This window comes from Halobacillus sp. K22 (assembly GCF_052246795.1).
Taxonomy (GTDB): Bacteria; Bacillota; Bacilli; order Bacillales; family Halobacillaceae; genus Halobacillus.
Genome location: NZ_JBQQCN010000025.1, coordinates 47652 through 63728, shown reverse-complemented (window position 1 = coordinate 63728; position 16077 = coordinate 47652). Strand labels below are relative to the sequence as shown.

Below are 16077 nucleotides of genomic sequence, written 5' to 3'. Positions count from 1 at the left end.
ACTATTGGCAACGTATGGGTTTGAAATCATTGAATGCACGTTGAATTTTATGAAACCGCCGTATACGGAACCGTACGTACGGTGGTGTGAGAGGACGGAGGTTAGTCACCTCCTCCTACTCGATTTATAATTTTAAAAAGGAATAGAATGTTCTAAGAATCGCCGAATTCCGATCATGTAAGAGTCTTAAACTCAAATCCTATATGGAAGAAAAGTAAAATGATATACTTGCCGGAGAACTGTACAACAGGGGGTATGTTATATGTCTAAAGAAATGTGGGATCAAAGATTTTCCGAGCCCAATTACGCGTATGGAAAGCAGCCCAATGCTTTTATTAAAGATATGAGTGAACGCCTTCCTAAAGATAGCAAAGTTGGCTGCTTTGCTGAGGGAGAAGGGCGAAACGGTGTGTACTTAGCGAAAATGGGCCATAATGTGACCATCCTGGATCAATCTGATCAAGGGTTGAATAAAGCCCTGCAGTTAGCGAAAGAAGAAGAGGTCAGTATAGAAACGCTTCAAGGCGACTTAACCAAAATGGAAATGGAGCCCGAACAATTTGATGCTGCCATTATGGTGTTTGGTCATATGCCGAAACAGGACCAATCGTTTCTGGTGGAACAAATGATCCGTTCTGTAAAACCGGGAGGACATATCCTTTTCGAAGTTTATTCTGAAGCCCAATTGTCTTATGGAACAGGCGGTCCCAAATCAACGGAAATGCTTTATGCCGCAGAAGACGTCCTTAGTTGGATCAAGGATTATAAATGTCTTCATTTTTATTACGGAGAGGCCGAACGTAACGAAGGGGAACGACATAAGGGGATCGGTCATGTGATTCAAGGCTTTATCCAAAGGATCTGTTAAAGTTTATTGTTGATTTTTCATAAGTGACTTATTACACAATAGGGCCGGTTTGTGGAAGACTCGAATTCGAGATATTGATTATGAGGAAGGTCCTCCGGGGGACGATTTCGCTTTCCGTGGGCATGTGCTGAGCCTCCTCAGTCTTCGACTTCCGGGGTCTCACCGATCATGTTTATCCCACAGGAGTCTTCATCGTCCCCCTCTGGACCTTGCCAAATCGGTAGCTCAAAACCACTTAAGATATCTTCTTGATCCACAAATGAGCATGTGAATATGAGGCTATTTTCATGCTATAAAGATCTGGAATAGCCTGTCATAGAAGCATTTAAGGCCAGTTAAGAAGGCGAGGGTTCTCTCTTCTCGAAGGGTCCGTTATTCTCCTGTGGCTGGGTTGGTGGGGAAATAGCGAGACTCCCATGGGAGAAGGAACTAGGTGAGATCCCGCAGGGAGTGAAACGAGCGAGGAAGCTCACCGTTCCCCCATAGGAAAGCGAGTTATTTCCCCACCAGCCCTTCTCAATTTAACGTAACGGACCCCAATTATCTCGAAGCTGAGTCTTCCACAAACGGGAGCTTTACTGTTATATCAATACGGAAGTTTGACAGAGTCTATCCAAAAAATAAATGACCGAAGAAAGGATAAGAACTCAATTTAAAAGTGGTTCTTATCCTTTTATCTATTATTTGCAAGGTGGCGGTTTATAGGTTCATTCAAGCACTCTTTCAACTCTCCTAAACTCCCTTTATAATAAAGTCAGAAAGGGCGTGAACGTTATGAAAGCTGGAAGAAATGACCCGTGTCCGTGCGGCAGTGGGAAGAAGTACAAAAAGTGCTGCGGGGATAAAAAAGTTGTTAGTTTAACTGGAACAGTAGTGAGAGAGGAACTGGATCAGCTATATTATCGCTTTCAGGATTATTTAATGGACTATTATCCTTATCTGTTAAATCCTCAAGAGCCTATCGATCAGATGGAGGAATTTAAGGAAAGTATGACCGTTGCAGATAAGACCATTTTAAAAACCAATTCCCAGGGGCAATCAATTATGCAGGAGTTTGTAGACCGAGTGAAGAAGGGAGTTTCTCGCCCAATTACTCGAGAAGCACTAGAGCATTGGTCCCAATCAATCCCAGGCTTATTTACCGTAGTGGAAAAAGTGGATAAGGGGGTTGTCAAGCTCGAGCGTGAATGGACGGAAGAAGTGTATGAGGTTAACATTACGTTATTGGCTAATTCTGAAGTAGAAGTGATGACCCATTACTTTGGGATATTAATGAACTGGGGAAATTATTATCAATTTGTTCCAAGCGCGTTACGCGTGGATCCTGAGTTATTTTCCTCCTTTTCCAATTATGTGAAAATGGAATACGAGGCGAGTAGTGCCCAGGGATCGATCGCTGATTTCTATGCTTCTCATTTCTCGGAGTATTTGATAGATTTCCTTCACTTTGACGTGGAGGACAACCTTGTTGATAGCTGGGATGGAAGTGAGAGGGAGAAAGAGGTTCTTTTGTTATTAGATCAGAAGATAGATCCTGAGATCAAGCAACAGGATAACTATGTTCACCTTCACCACCTGTGGATGTATTACTGTGATCATGAATTTCCGACGGTCCGTAAACCCGAAGTGTTTGCTGCGACACTGGAATACTATTATAAAGATCATCCTCATTTCGGTTATTTAAAACCTGTTACTCAAAAAGAAATTGCGCAGAAGTATGGAGTAAGCCCGAACAGTATTTCCCGGCGTGTGGAAGAAATGGATGAGGCTTATTTTAATTTGCTCCAAGAATATGGAAAAACTGAAGAGCCGTCTTCTGGTCCCGTTTATACTCCATTTACGTTCCCGAGCTGGGAAGTAGCAGCAGAACGCGCTAATTATGAGATGATCGCTCGACTTTCCAGGGAGGATTTTTCTACAAAACAAGAAGTGGAAAGCTTCATACAGGCTAATTCCCAGAAGACCTTCGTTCCAAAAACAAATGAAGAAATGGCCCAGCTTCTCGCTTATGATGCCTATTTGGCAGAGACGGTAGAAAAAAGAAAGCAGCTGGTTGACGAAGCTCTTCGCCTATATCCAAAATCGGTGGATGCTCGCGTCCTGCAAGCGCATCTTGAAGAGGAGCCATTAAAGAAATTGAGCCTCCTCTATGAAGCATCCAACGATGCTCTCGATAACGATCTGGATTTAGATAGTGGAGAACTGTGGAATGACGTGACAGCTCGGCCATTTATGAGAGCTCAAGAGTTACTGGCTTCCGTTTATGCAGAAGAAGGTGACCTGGACCGCGCGATTAGATTTTATGAAGAACTACTCAAGTATAATGAAGCTGATAACCAGGGTATCCGTCAGGAGATCTTTCCGCTGTATATTATGTCCGGGCAGCTTGAGAAAGCTGAAGACCTTCTTCGAAAATACCCGGAGGATGGTACATGGGGAGCTTACTCGGAAGCCCTGCTAACGATTGAAGAGGGTCACCCTCCGGAATTGATAGAAGATTTTCTTTTTGACGCGGAGGAGGAAAACCCGATGGTTCTTTCCTATTTGGCAGGGTTGAAAACTTGGGATAAACTTCCACGGACCTATCAGCCTGGTTCTGAAGAAGAAGCCATTGTCTATCACTACCGGAATGCTTCTGCCTGGAAAAAGCACTTGCATCATGTAACAAAATATTTAAATGAAGAGTTCATATTTTTCGACTGACAATAAAAACGTAATAGGTTGAGAAGCGGACTGGAATCTTAACGATCATCCGGTCCATTGCTATTCTCCCCGCGTACAGCTTGTTAAGGGTTGGCTGTCAGGGGAGAATTTTTTGTAACAAGAGGTCCGTTCGTTTACTCATCACGAAGCAAAACCTGCGGCACAAAGCGAATGTAGATAAGTTCGCTAATCAGTTCTACGATCGTTTGGGTAATGACTATAGCCGCAACCATACTTCCGATCTCTGGGATTGAAAAGGCGAGGGGAAGCACAACTAGAGAGTTCCTGGTAGAGCTGCTGAAAATAAGGGTGCGGCCTGACTTTGTCTCTAATTGAAACCATTTCGCTGCAAACTTAGACAGGAAGGGCATAATGATCATGAAAGCCACATACAGAGGGATAACTTTCACAACATCGTCTGCGTACACCGGTAATTTTGGAAATTGTGAAGCTGCAACTACAAAGAGTGTGAAAGCCATAAAGGGAACAGGCAGCCAGGCTGAACCACTTAAAATCTTTGTCCCTATGCGGTATTTCTTTGCTGCTAATTGGATACATACTGCAGCGATAAGAGGAATGAAAATGAGGTCAAAAAAGGCCTCCAGGAAAGGCGAAGGATCTACGATTCCGGCAGCTTCCCTTCCCAAAAACATCCATAAATACAAAGGTAAAAGCATTAGTTGTATGATCAGTAAGATGGGAGTAGAGGCTAACATCAGCCTCTCATCACCTTTTCCTAACGCAGTGAAAACAATGACATAGTCAATGCACGGGGTTAGCAGCACGAGATAAAACCCTATCAATAGTTCAGGGCTTTGTGGTAACAACTGTGCCAGCAGCCAGACCACGATCGGCACCATAATAAAATTGGTCGTTAATAGAGCTTTGAGAAACTTTTTATCGCCTAATGATTCTTTCAGTGAAGTAAATGGAATTTGAGAAAACATACTAAACAGCAGTAAAGCTATGACGATAGAAATAATCGATTCCAGACTTTCAGCGGACCGGGGCATAAGGAACCCGAAACCTGCCGCAGCCACCAGGAAAGTAAAATAAATCCAAGTTTGATTGTGTTCCAGTTTTTCTCTAGAAAACAGAGGAATTCACCTCTCTTCATTTATGAGGTTTACTTAAAAGTAAAAATCAACACGGAGATTGAGCTAAATCATTCCCCGTGTTGATTTTTTATCTGCACCGGTAGTAACTACTACTCCCCAAACGCTTCCGGAAGCATCTTGAATCCATCAATCTCTGCATCTTCTTCTACTTCAATCATAATGCAGCGTTTCCCTTTATAGTTGACCTGTCTCACATATTCCAGATCCTGAGGGCTGATGGAAATGTTGGCGATCTTGGTGTTGATCTTGATCGATTTAGTTTTGTATTTAGGTACAATACTGCTTGCCTTCAGCTCATACGTTTCGTTATCCGTTACGCGCTGGAAAGCGGTTTTTACTTTCTCAGAGTCGACCTGTTCTCCGCTCTGATTCAGCACGCGCTCCACGTCTTTATAATCGAGTCTTGGCGGTTCATCTTCTTCATTTTCTTCCACGACGCGGTTGATTTCCCCGTACACACTGGCGAGAGTGGAAGGGTTAAGCTGGTCGCCGACGACATCTTTAATGACTTCCTCGAACACGGCCTTGTCTTCTTTCGCTGTCATGATTTCTTCGCCGTTTAATACATCTTCAATGAAGCGGTAGTCTGGTTCATTAGCTTTTCCGGAAGCGTAAAGAACGTGGTTCACATCAGAAGCCCCATCTGTGATGGTTGGAAAAAGAAATCCGGTCATCGGATTCTTGAGGTCAATGACAGGATCTACCTCAATTTTATATTTGAATTCTTTCTCCACGTAATCGAACTGAATTTCTTTTTTTGGCTCCTGCGTCTGATTGACGCTGCAGAGAATAAAGGAATTGGAATAAACAGCGTCCCGTTCACTTTCTTCTGCTTCGTCGTTACGGCGCTTTGCCGGTTTCAAGTACTCGGCGCGGATAAAAGTGAGGACGACATCCTTTTCATAAGGATTGTCCCTAATCATCTTTTCGGTCATCTTAAGCATTTGTTCTTTCCAGTCCTCGACGTTCGTGCTCAATAGTCCTTTATGTAAAATAAGCTGACTATGGTCTTCCGCTTCTCGCACAAACTTCAGTTCAAATAATTTTTCATCCAGCTGTCCGGTCAAAACCTTTTTGAAATTGTTCATAAACAATTCCTGCTGGTCCTGGTCGAGCATTTCAAACGGCTGGCTCTGATGGTGATAAATATCTGTCGTTTCTTTCATAATATATACGTTAAAAATATCTGAGATTTTCATGAGGTCGTTATCCACTTTGAACTGTTTGCGAATCCCGGCTATATCTTTTTTGTCCATCTATCGTCCACTCCTAAGCTTATAATCCTTCTCTATTATTCTAACATAGGGATCGTGGAATCAATCACGCAGACATTAGAATTTGTAGAGAGGCAGATTGGTGTATGGAGCGCTTTTGAGGTTGGAAAAGGTAAAGACTCCCCAAATAGGAAGGAGTCTTTCGTATAACACTAGTTAGCTTGGTTAGGACGATGTGATTTTCTTGCTCGTTTGGCTTCTTCTTTGTGAATTCGATTGGCTTCCGCACTGCCGAATCCTTCTGCAAATTCTGTGTCAGCTTTCTTCGGATCAAATCCATTTTTATGCTTTTGCTCCGGATCGTTCTTCTTGGTTCTCTTCGCCATTAATATCGCCTCCTTTTCGGATTTAGTATAAGATGCTGATCTGAATTTATACGAACTAAGGATCTCAGGATGGACGGCGCAATAGAGGTAACTCACGACGCAATTACGGGGTCTTCAGCTCCATTGCAGATAGACGCAACTTGAGCATAATCCAATCTGAACACCTAAACGATGGAGTAGGAGAAAAAGTTAGCGCAGCCTCTTTTCATTAAAATTCACTCCTTTGAGGTAGAATCTCAATCCTATAAAAGATATAATGTGGTAAGGATATTGGGTGCCTGAGCACTCAATCGTTTGATATGAATAGATGGAAGAAGGCACCTACACCTTCTTCCATCTATTTTTCTTTGTTAGTAAGGATAGAAAGGAGGGACGTACCTATATGACGAAGGACTTCTTTGCATTCATGGAAGAAACCACGGGTGTCCGTCTGAATGACGTGCAGAGACAAGCGGTTTTACACACGAATGGGCCACTGCTCCTGCTTGCGTCCCCGGGTTCAGGTAAAACAACTACACTAAATATGAAGATCGGTTATTTATTGCTTGAGAAAAAGGTGAAAGCGGATAGAATTATGGCAATTACCTTCAGTAAAGCGTCTGCCCGGGATATGTCGGAACGTTTCGATCGGTTCTTTTCCGGCTTAACGAATGAAAAAGTTCATTTTTCAACCATTCACAGCTTCGCCTTCCAGGTCGTTCGGGAGTATCTGCGTAAGAAAAATCGGGATTTTCAGCTGATCGAAGGGCAGGTTCCACAGGATGAATGGAAAAAAGGCTGGGATGGTCCAGAGGTACCCCTGCATAAGAAATTTATTTTGAAGAAGATTTATGAGGATACGAACGGCTCGCAAATTACGGATGACGAGATGGACGAACTGATGACCTATATCAGCTTTGTGAAAAATAGAATGGCTTCTGGTAAGGAATTGGACAGAATCACCTGCACCGTTAAAAATGCGGTTTCCATCTATCAGGCCTATGAACGTTTCAAGAAAAATCATGCACCCCAGCTGTTACTGGATTTCGATGATATGCTGACGTATTGTTATCAATACCTATTAGACGATGCCGCCATTTTGGCCAAGTATCAGGAGAAGTTCGAGTATCTTCTGACCGATGAGAGCCAGGATAATTCCGTCGTTCAGCATGAGATTGTGAAGTTGTTATCCCAGCCGCAAAACAACCTTTGTGTAGTGGCAGATGATGATCAATCTATCTTTATGTGGCGGGGGTCTGATGTGACGAAACTGCTGCAGTTCGAGAAGGAGTATCCGGGTGCCACGGTGATGACGATGTCACAGAATTATCGCTCCTCCCAGGAGATCGTGAAAGCTTCGAATCAATTTATCAAGCGCAACCAGAACCGCTATCCTAAGGAGATGTTCACGGCCAATTCATCCGATCAGCCAGTCGCCATCAAAACGATGCCTCATTATGAGGATCAGTTGAAGTATGTGACGGAGGAAATAAAAAAGAGTGGAGTGCGCGAGGAAGTCGCTGTGCTCTATCGTAATAACGCTTCTGCGGTGCCGCTTGCGGATAAGCTGGACAAGGCAGGGATTGAATTTTACATGAAAGATATCGACGCCAAGTTTTTCAAACATTGGATCGTTGAAGATATGCTGAACTTTATGCGCTTTTCCTATAACGACCGCAAGATTGATATCCTTGAAAGAATCCATATGAAATTCAATGCCTATATATCAAAGCAGCAGATTGCCTATTTGAAAAAGCAGCCGATAGAAACGTCTGTTTTTGACACCTTGCTTGAGAGTGAGCTGCCTTCCTATCAGAAGAAGGCCATTCCGAAAGCGCAGAAGTTATTCCAATCGATTAACCAAATGAAACCGGATCAAGCCATTCGAACGATTCGCGAGAAGCTCGGCTATGATCACGCGATCAAAAAAATGTGCGAGAAATTCGGCTTTAATTCAGAACATCTTTTCGGCATTTTGGACACGTTGGAAAAGATCGCAGAAGGACTCGGGACGTTAAAAGACTTCGCCCATCGCTTGAAGGAACTCGAGCATCTGGTCCAAACGTCAAAATTTAATAAAAATAAAAGCAATTTGACGCTCACCACCTTTCACAGTGCTAAAGGGTTGGAGTATGACAAGGTTTATATGATCGACCTCATCAATGGAGTCGTTCCGTCCCAAAATGATATGGAGCGCTACCGTAACAAAGAGTACGGTCCTATGGAGGAAGCAGTTCGTCTGTTTTATGTCGGGATGACCCGGGCCCGGACGAACCTGGAACTCCTGACGTATCACTATAAAGGCAGCGAACGGGTGACGGAGTCCATATTTGTAACGAATGTGAAAAAGATTGTTCAGCCAGCGGGTGAAACAACGTCATCTAAGAAAAACAAACCCGCCGCTGATTTATCGGATGAAAATCTGCTTCAGTTCAATGATATTGACCTTGGGAAAGAGATCATTCACAGTAAGTTTGGTCCGGGTGTGATCAAAGAGTACGGCGGTGATCAAATCGGGATTCAGTTTGAAGAAACGGGCTATAAAGAATTGCTTTTAGATGTCTGTTTGCGTAACGGTCTGCTTAAGAAGGTTGAACAGAAAGATTAGCTTACAAGTCATACAAGGGAGCGATTTTTTATCATCCATAAACTAATCATTCCTTTTTGCGCACGTCACTCATAGGATATAAAAAAGGATGAGAGGGGAGCTACATGTCTCAACGAGCTCAACGAGGAAATAACCTTCTTTTTATGACGGAACCAGCCGGACAGACGATTGATGCGGGGAAGTCGGTAGTGGTCACAGGCACGCTTGCGGATGGCATACACGTCCAGCCTTTTTACACGATCCGTATCATTGCGGGGAACCGGATTGTTTCAGAGGGGGCTGTGACCCTGAAACTAATTACAAAAATTGATCAGGTTAACTTTTTAGTGTTGGATATACTTACTCTTGATCCAGGTGATCAGCTTACTAGAACTTATCATGCGCCTGGTCTTGATCTTGCCATTAAAGCAGAGGTGGCGGATGGGGACGGTGTGAATGCGATTGATGTGGCTGTATTTGGATTCAAATTTTAAGAGGGTGAAAATTTTATACTATCCTAATCCAAGGAAGTTACTCGGTTCAGTCAGGGTAGCTTCCTTTATTATAACTTTTGTGCGATCACTCGTAGTCTAGTAAACTTTAAGTTAACAAGGAATGGAAGTTAGAAAGGAAGCCACAAATGCCTACATATAATAAACTAGTCAGAGACCTGATTCCAAAGATTATAGAGGAGACAGGGAAAACCCCTGAAGTAGCTTTTTTAAACGATAAACATTATCAGCAAGCGTTAAGAAATAAGCTGCAGGAAGAAGTCGCGGAATATCTGGAAGCTGAAGGGAACGTAGAAGCGGTGGAAGAGCTGGCCGATGTAATTGAAGTAGTAGCGGCTTTAGCAAGGCAGCATGGTGCTTCGATGGAGGATGTTGAAAAAGTAAGACAGGAAAAAGTTTTTAATCGCGGATCTTTTAATGACAAACTGTTTTTAGTTCGGGTGGAGGACGAATAGATTTTATTGGGGAGATTCCATGAGTCATAAACTGAGAGTAGGAGAATTAAAAGCTCTCTACTTAACCGAAGATGAAGTATGGCGTATATTCACTGTGGTGTTGACTTCAAAATCGAAGAAGTCTGCAACCTACAAATTTGGATTGTTGAAATCAATGATAGAAAATCTCTACCAGGTCAATGATAAAGCTGTTGTTACCTATAATCAATTGGCCTACTCGTTCACAAAAATCTATTGGAATTTAGTAATTCACCATGAACTTGAACAGGGTACAAGAGGGTCTGCTGCCGTAAACAGATTAGTAGAAGTGCAGCAGGAATACCATATTCCAAAAGAAATGACGTTTGATAAACTGGACTCGACCATTCAGCTTAAGGCTGTCAATCGCATCAAGGCGGTTATGAAAACAAATGTGTTTGGTGCTCTTTATGGAGATACCCAAGGGACGTTTTACGCGTTTGATCACAAGTCCGAACAATTTCAATTTAATCAGGCGGTCCTCACGTTCATGCGTAAGTACCAACGGTTGTTAATTGACTTGGTTAACTACCACATGGCAAAGATGATTGAGCAGTTAAATGATATTCCGAACATTAACTACTTGTTGTCTAAAGTTGAGAGTATTGCTAAACGATCTTCGTTAAAACCTTTTGAGGAAATCCTGGTGCAATATTTTGAAAAAAAGTGTTTCTATTGTGGGAAATCTCTAAGTAAAGATTCTGTGCATACCCATGTAGATCATTTCATCCCCTGGTCTTTTGTACAATCCGATCAGCTTTGGAACCTTGTGCTTACATGCAGCACTTGCAATACTTCCAAGCGTGATAAGCTGCCGGTTCCTTTTTATTTGGATAACGTGGTAGATAGAAATGAACGTTTAGTAATTGAGCCAGAGCTTGTTGCTCTGGAGCGAGAGTTAGCGACATATAAGAAAGATAAAATCATTCATTTGTACAACTACTCCATCCAGAATGGATATGAAAACATTTGGGTTCCAGGATGAAAAATCAAATCTATAAATCATTTTTGTAAAAATATGAGACCGAAACGCTCCTCCAAATCGATAATAGATATGGAGGAGTTTTTTACACAAAAAAAGCTCTGTTAAACTTCCGGGTTGATCTTACTATTAAGCTCCCTTTTCTGTAAGACTTGATTTCGAGATATCTAGTGAGAGAATTGGGTCCTGCGAGGAACGACTCGCTTTCCGCGGCCCTTCACGACGCAGGGTCGTTCGACGTTGCCACAGGACGTGGCGATCTTAGTCGAACATCCCATGCTGAGCCTCCTCATGCTTCGCCTTCCGGGGTCTCACCGATCATGTTCATCCCACAGGAGTCTCCCCGTGCCCCTCCGGACCTTGCGAAATATAGAGCTTGAAATCATGTTTGAAAAACTCTGGTTTATGGTGGAGATAAACTTATAACCATGAGCGTGTATGAGTGGCTACTTCCCGCTATAGAAGCATTTGAGCCGGATCATACAACCCAATCGCATATAGAAAGGGTCCGTTCACTCTTCAATCATAGGGTGGCGAAGGAAACAAGGAGACTCCCGCGGGAGAAGGAGCTAGGCGAGACCCCACAGGGAGTGACAGCGACCGAGGAGGCTTGCCAGTTCCCCCGCAGGAAAGCGAGTTGTTTTCCGTAGCCAGCCCCTCCCTTTATCAGCAACGGACCCAGAATATCTCGAAATTGAGTCTTAGAAAGCATTTCACAATGGTGTGCTGCTCTATCCGATGAGCTGGTCATAGAGTCGATGAAAATGGCATTGATGCAGAACAAGATATTTTTTAAATACTGTGAAGGCATCTTAAGGAAGTGGGAACAACTCGGTGTGAAATCATTAGAAGAAGTGCGTATGCAGGAAGCTGTATGGCGGTCTAAGAGAAAGGGAATTTGCGATTCGGAGAAGTATGGTATGCCACTCCTGGCTGAAGAAGGACGAAGGGAGAACGAATATGATTTTTTAAAGTAAACATGGTCCAACAGAAGAGTGAAGGGGAACATCAATTCGTGCAAACCCCTCTTCCAGATTATACAATGGACATACTATGAACAGGGAGTGGATGGTATGCTGCATGTAGTCTGGTTGAAACGGGATTTGCGTTTATACGATCATCAGCCGCTTTACGAGGCAGTCCAGAGCGGCGAAGCGATTCTTCCTATTTACATTGCAGAACCTTCCATCTGGCAGGGACAGGAGCTTTCGGCACGACATTTTCAGTTTGTAAAAGAAAGCCTCATCGATCTGCAAAAGAGTTTCCGGCAAAAAGACGGAAGCCTGTACACAGCTATAGCAGAGATGGAAGATGTATTAGCGGACATCCACCGCACCTTTGGTGAGTTTATTTTATATGCCCATGAAGAAAATGGGACGCCGCATACTTACGAACGTGATCTGCGTGTGCATGAGTGGATGAAGGAGCGCGGACTAGAATTCCGGGAGTACCAGCACTATGGTGTGGTACGGGCGCTCAAGTCGAGGGATAATTTTCAGGATTATTGGGAGCAGTTTATGAACAAGCCACTAATTCCCGTCTCGGAACAAATTCCGTGTGTCGAAAAGAATGAAGTGCCAGATTCAATGACGGAGAACCTGGAGATATTAAACGATTTTAAAGTCGAAGGGAAACAGATTGAAACTGGGCAGGTGGGCGGCGAACGGCGTGCTCATCATACATTTAATGATTTTCTGGACAACCGGTATCAGAGCTATCATTTTCATATTTCAAAACCAATGGCTTCAGCCGAATCGTGCAGCCGGCTTTCACCCTATCTCGCCTGGGGCAACTTATCGATGCGTTATGCCGTGCAGAAAACGCGGGAAAAGATGGGCGAATCTTCAAAAGGACAGAAGCACTTAAAGATGTTTATGTCGCGGCTTCATTGGCACTGTCATTTTATCCAGCGTCTGGAGGACGATCCATCCATTACAAAGCATGCCATTAACCCGGCATTTGATCAGATCCGCACCGAATGGGATGAAGAAGCATTTACGCGCTGGTATAACGGACAGACAGGCATCCCGATGATTGATGCTGCGATGCGGGCTCTGCACGAAACGGGCTGGGTCAATTTCAGATCGCGGGCGATGGTGGTATCTTTTGTCTGCAATACGCTGTTGTTGGACTGGCGAAAACCGGGGCATGCACTGGCGGGCCTCTTTCTCGATTATGAACCTGGCATCCACTACAGCCAGATTCAGATGCAGTCCGGGACGACTGGGTTTAATACGATACGTATTTACAATCCAGTCAAGCAGGGAATCGATCATGATCCGGACGGCGCGTTTATTAAACGGTTTGTACCTGAACTCCGGTCTATTCCTGTATCCTTCATTCATCAGCCCTGGGAGCTTCCGAATTTTAACGATCTGAATTACCCGGCTCCGATCGTTGATATACCTTCGGCTAATAAAAAAGCCAGGGACTTGTTGTGGTCGGTTAAGCAGACCGATGAAGCAAAGTCCACGGCACAAAAGCAGCTGAAAAAGCATGGAAGCAGGAAGCGGAGAGAGAAGGAACAGGAGAGGCATACAGAAGAACAATTGTCTCTGGACCTGTTCGAATGAACTTCAAAGCGAAAGAAAGCTTCTCTCCATGGAGAAATTTAATGAATCATCGAATAAAACACTGTATTTAGGGTAATGAAATTAGTAGAATGATTGTAAAGCAAAGGGTGAACGACATGCAGAAGATGAATCGAGGAATACTAACCGCATTATCCGCCATCGGGGTTGCCCAGGCACTCAAAATTGTAACTCACAAAAGATTGACAGGTAAGTGGGATGTGAAACAGGTGGCGACCACCGGGGGCATGCCGAGTTCCCATTCGGCAGGAGTTGCTGCGCTAACCACCTACATAGCAGCTAATAAAGGATCCCGCCACACAGAAACAGCGCTAGCGACCGTTTTTGGTGTCATTGTCATGTACGATGCACAGGGCATTCGCCGTCATACGGGAGAGATCGCTAAACTGGTCAATGACTTAGAGGATAATTTCGCTGAAATAGCCCTCGACTTTCCAAGCTTTGAGTTCGTGGAGCGGGAGAAAGAGTTGAAAGAACTATTAGGCCACCAGCCAGTTGAAGTGCTTGGCGGAGCTATCTTTGGTTCTGCGCTTGAGTTTTTGTCAGCTAAGTTTGAAAACAGAGTGAAGAGTGTAAGTGAATCTTAAATTCGAATACGTACATGAGGAAGACCAAAATAGCAGACCTGAAGCAAGGGCTGCTATTTTTAACTTCAGAATGAATTTTTCAAACGTTCCTGCTTAGATGAAACGTTGACGCGTTCTGCGTCCTTTTTACGCTTAGAACCAATGATATCTACGCATGAAAGGTGCGAGGTTTTTAACGAAGCGGTATTTTGAAAATGGAGAGTTAGCAATTTGAAGTCCGATGCGGTAGGCTTCTTCATCAATTCGTTCTTGCTGTTTTTTGAATTCAGTTTCATCGGAGACGTCCAGGAGCAGCTCGGCATTATACCACACATTTGTACGGTAGTTAGCCATAAAATAAGAAGATAGCGTTTCATCGTTACGTCCCATAATAAAATCTATCCAATGCAGTAAACGGGCATAGTGTTTCGTTAGTTCATCTTGAACGATGTCCACCAGATCCCCTAACACATCGTTTATACGTTCATGATCCCGCCGCCGGTGAAGCATGCGCCGTGCATTGGGCCAGGTTTGATCTTCATCAAGAATTTTATGTAAGACCATGGGGAGGTCGCGGTTGATGTGGGCGTTGATGCCGAGCAGGGCATCTTGCAGCACGAAACTTCGTTTTTCTTCAGCTACTTGAAAAGCAAGCTTCCACGCGGGTGCGCAATGAAGGTCTGCTTCATAGGTGTTGACGGCGTTAAAATAATAGTGGGCAAAACGTACAAGAACCCTTTCCATCCAAACAGGGTCTTCAAAGAAACCAGATTCAAGGCGCAGCTGCATTTCCTGTGTCATTAATAAATAAACATGCTGAAATACAGACCTGTAGTCATCGCTGCGTTGAAGAGCGTGGAGGTGCTCTGTCATTAATTCAATGACTTCTTCCAAGGACTCTGCCTGTTTTTCGGGCGTGCTTATATATTTCATTCCATCAGCCCCTCGATGGTTAATAGGTATTTATGAAAAATAATGAGTTAAGCAACTAGGCGGAAAATGAGTGAAATTACGTGATGGTTATCTGGAATAAGAATTGTGGAGTATGTTTGCAGGAGTAATGGTGTGTTTCAATTTGTATTAAGTTCAGTATAACACCTAATCTTACTAGGTTTAATGGAAATCCTATAACGTTGAGAAGTTTGACTGAATGATGATAGGAGGCGATGTTTGTGGGAAGAAAAGTCATCTTAAGTCGAAAAGGTTTTGATAGCAGTACGGGCGGTAAGCCCAGTCCGATTTATGCAGACAGCCTGCTGCCTTTTCATATCCCAAGGGCAGATACAGGCATATTTTATAAAGACCTTAGCGCAGTGGGCAGTGAAAGCTATCTGGACATCATGAAAGATTTAGGAATTAATCAGTTTTCTGAAACGCATTTGGACCCTGATTTGGAGTCCACTATGATGAAGAATCGCTCCGTGGGATGGCGGGGCCTGTTCGGACAAAGTGGTATATCCCAGGGCACCCTCCATAACCGGGATGTCGGCCTGGGAGATCTATTTCTCTTTTTCGGCTGGTTTAAACAAGTGGAAAAAGTAAACGGGAAGTATCGTTATGTACCAGAAGCGCCAGATCTTCATGTAATTTTTGGTTATCTGGAGGTGGACGAGGTATGGGATGTACAGAAAGATCAGGTACCATCATGGGCGGAATACCATCCTCACATTCAGGAAAAAGAGGATAATAAAAGTAAACGTAATTGTATCTACGCGGCTACTCCTGACTTTTCTAAGAACCCGGGTCAAAGAGGCTGGGGAACGTTCGGTTATGAGAAAAGTTTAGTACTGACAGAACAAGGGGCGAAAAATCGCACCCAGTGGAAACTGCCTTCCTGTTTCAAAGATGAACAGCCGCAGTTCACCCATAATATTAAAGTATGGAATGAAGGACCTGACGGGATAGAAATGCAGACTTCTGGCAGAGGCGATCAGGAAATGTATGTGAGCAGTAATCGTAATGTAGTGGAATGGGCGGAGCGTTTAATTGCAGAAGGAAAAGTATTTTCTTAAGAGTTCAGAGACTTGGATCACAGTGAAGTTTAGTGGTTCAGGTCTTTTTATGTAATAAAACCCTTGTGGAACTAGAGGATATTTTA

14 protein-coding genes are annotated in these 16077 nt (G+C 43.6%); 10 read left to right on the top strand and 4 right to left on the bottom strand.

Features of this window, described 5'->3' with window-relative positions:
* Positions 1 to 262 precede the first annotated feature (262 nt).
* Both ACTWPM_RS16330 and ACTWPM_RS16325 read left to right on the top strand, forming a co-directional pair.
* Positions 263 to 868, top strand: a complete 606-nt coding sequence (locus ACTWPM_RS16330) for a class I SAM-dependent methyltransferase (RefSeq protein WP_443134087.1) — start codon at positions 263 to 265, stop codon at positions 866 to 868.
* Between the two features lie 774 nt (positions 869 to 1642).
* Positions 1643 to 3571, top strand: a complete 1929-nt coding sequence (locus tag ACTWPM_RS16325; protein WP_443134086.1) for an SEC-C metal-binding domain-containing protein — start codon at positions 1643 to 1645, stop codon at positions 3569 to 3571.
* Positions 3572 to 3705: 134 nt separating this feature from the next.
* Here ACTWPM_RS16325 and ACTWPM_RS16320 read toward each other — a convergent pair whose 3' ends face one another.
* From ACTWPM_RS16320 to ACTWPM_RS16310, 3 genes are all read right to left on the bottom strand, one after another.
* Positions 3706 to 4668 carry an arsenic resistance protein gene (locus ACTWPM_RS16320; RefSeq protein WP_443134090.1) on the bottom strand — a complete coding sequence of 321 codons (963 nt, stop codon included), beginning with the start codon at positions 4666 to 4668 and terminating at the stop codon, positions 3706 to 3708.
* 110 nt (positions 4669 to 4778) lie between these two features.
* Positions 4779 to 5945: a DUF4317 domain-containing protein gene (locus tag ACTWPM_RS16315; protein ID WP_443134085.1), complete on the bottom strand. Its 1167-nt coding sequence runs from the start codon at positions 5943 to 5945 to the stop codon at positions 4779 to 4781.
* Between the two features lie 170 nt (positions 5946 to 6115).
* Positions 6116 to 6289 carry a hypothetical protein gene (locus ACTWPM_RS16310; protein ID WP_443134084.1) on the bottom strand — a complete coding sequence of 58 codons (174 nt, stop codon included), beginning with the start codon at positions 6287 to 6289 and terminating at the stop codon, positions 6116 to 6118.
* Positions 6290 to 6671: 382 nt separating this feature from the next.
* Between ACTWPM_RS16310 and ACTWPM_RS16305 the strand changes: the two genes are divergently transcribed.
* From ACTWPM_RS16305 to ACTWPM_RS16275, 7 genes are all read left to right on the top strand, one after another.
* Positions 6672 to 8876 carry an ATP-dependent helicase gene (locus ACTWPM_RS16305; RefSeq protein ID WP_443134083.1) on the top strand — a complete coding sequence of 735 codons (2205 nt, stop codon included), beginning with the start codon at positions 6672 to 6674 and terminating at the stop codon, positions 8874 to 8876.
* 104 nt (positions 8877 to 8980) lie between these two features.
* Positions 8981 to 9349 carry a hypothetical protein gene (locus ACTWPM_RS16300; protein ID WP_443134082.1) on the top strand — a complete coding sequence of 123 codons (369 nt, stop codon included), beginning with the start codon at positions 8981 to 8983 and terminating at the stop codon, positions 9347 to 9349.
* Between the two features lie 146 nt (positions 9350 to 9495).
* Positions 9496 to 9822 carry a nucleoside triphosphate pyrophosphohydrolase gene (locus tag ACTWPM_RS16295; protein WP_443134081.1) on the top strand — a complete coding sequence of 109 codons (327 nt, stop codon included), beginning with the start codon at positions 9496 to 9498 and terminating at the stop codon, positions 9820 to 9822.
* A gap of 19 nt (positions 9823 to 9841) precedes the next feature.
* Complete coding sequence (locus ACTWPM_RS16290; RefSeq protein WP_443134080.1) at positions 9842 to 10825, top strand: HNH endonuclease domain-containing protein; 984 nt, start codon at positions 9842 to 9844, stop codon at positions 10823 to 10825.
* A gap of 707 nt (positions 10826 to 11532) precedes the next feature.
* A complete protein-coding gene (locus ACTWPM_RS16285) occupies positions 11533 to 11799 on the top strand; it encodes a DnaD domain protein (protein WP_443134089.1) in 267 nt (88 codons plus the stop codon).
* Between the two features lie 96 nt (positions 11800 to 11895).
* Positions 11896 to 13395: an FAD-binding domain-containing protein gene (locus ACTWPM_RS16280; protein ID WP_443134079.1), complete on the top strand. Its 1500-nt coding sequence runs from the start codon at positions 11896 to 11898 to the stop codon at positions 13393 to 13395.
* Positions 13396 to 13511: 116 nt separating this feature from the next.
* Positions 13512 to 14000, top strand: a complete 489-nt coding sequence (locus tag ACTWPM_RS16275; RefSeq protein WP_443134078.1) for a divergent PAP2 family protein — start codon at positions 13512 to 13514, stop codon at positions 13998 to 14000.
* A gap of 132 nt (positions 14001 to 14132) precedes the next feature.
* Here ACTWPM_RS16275 and ACTWPM_RS16270 read toward each other — a convergent pair whose 3' ends face one another.
* On the bottom strand, positions 14133 to 14912 hold the full coding sequence (locus ACTWPM_RS16270) for a DUF5995 family protein (RefSeq protein ID WP_443134077.1): 780 nt from the start codon (positions 14910 to 14912) through the stop codon (positions 14133 to 14135).
* Between the two features lie 239 nt (positions 14913 to 15151).
* On the opposite strand from ACTWPM_RS16270, the gene ACTWPM_RS16265 reads away from it, so the two are divergent.
* Complete coding sequence (locus ACTWPM_RS16265; protein ID WP_443134076.1) at positions 15152 to 15991, top strand: Nmad3 family putative nucleotide modification protein; 840 nt, start codon at positions 15152 to 15154, stop codon at positions 15989 to 15991.
* The last annotated feature ends 86 nt before the right edge of the window (positions 15992 to 16077 follow it).